Here is an 872-nt window from a genome sequence, read left to right on the forward strand (position 1 = left end):
GCAAAAATAGACCCTGCAATTGGTAAATTAGAGTAAACAAGGTATGCAGAAAAACCCATGCCTGCTAATGCTATAAAAAAAGCAAGGTATAATGAAGTAGAGGTTAGCCTATAATTTCTTTTAGTCTCTTCCTCCAATAAAGTTATCTGCCTTTCATTAAATGACAGCCTTCCATCTTGTTCCTTCTCAATACGTGAAATTAGCCAAGGTAAAAGAGTTGGATCGACTTCTTTCAACTTGGCTAATTCTTGTGCCTCTGGCAATAAATTGTCTTCGTAGTTTTCCTGGTGCTCATACATTGCTAGTTTTCCTTCTTGGTTAGGTTGAGCAACGGTACCTTTTACACTTTTACTTTGTTTCCCCATGTGTGGTATGATATTCTCTTAATGATTTTTTAAAGTCTTTTTTAAATCTATTATAATCAGTATTCAAATTAGCTTTATCATTCCATGAACCAACATAAGTTCTAGATTTTATCATATCATACAATGGTTGCAAATCCTTGTGAACAGTTCTCTTTCTTGCAAACAAACCATTACAAGCTTCTATAAAATTGAATATAAACATGAAATTTGGCATGATAGTATTGAATTAAACGTTAATACTACTATTTTTATGTCGATAAAATTCGTCGTATGAATATTATGCTACCTGCTTTCTATTAGCTGATGTTAAAATAAAAGCATGTTTGATAGATAATCCAAAAAGGGTTGTATCTTTTATTTCTAAAGTACTATGTTCAACATGAAATCCACGCTGAAGTATCTCAAGTTCTGGATTACTTTCATCAATAATCACAATTCTTGAAATAGTCACTATTTCAGAAGGTATCAATGATTTTTGAATAACCCCAGCTATATAGGCCAATGCCT

The 872-nt window shown here is 32.2% G+C and carries 2 protein-coding genes; both read right to left on the reverse strand.

Going from position 1 to position 872, the window contains the following annotated elements; translation table 11 throughout:
* A partial coding sequence (locus tag GVN22_RS27430) for a hypothetical protein (RefSeq protein ID WP_166554175.1) occupies positions 1-365 on the reverse strand: 365 nt, incomplete at its 3' end.
* A 277-nt stretch (positions 366-642) separates the two neighbouring features.
* A partial coding sequence (locus tag GVN22_RS27435) for a hypothetical protein (protein ID WP_166554176.1) occupies positions 643-872 on the reverse strand: 230 nt, incomplete at its 5' end.

Origin of the sequence: Cellulophaga sp. BC115SP (genome assembly GCF_009905545.1) — a bacterium.
Lineage (GTDB): Bacteria > Bacteroidota > Bacteroidia > Cytophagales > Spirosomataceae > Flectobacillus > Flectobacillus rivi.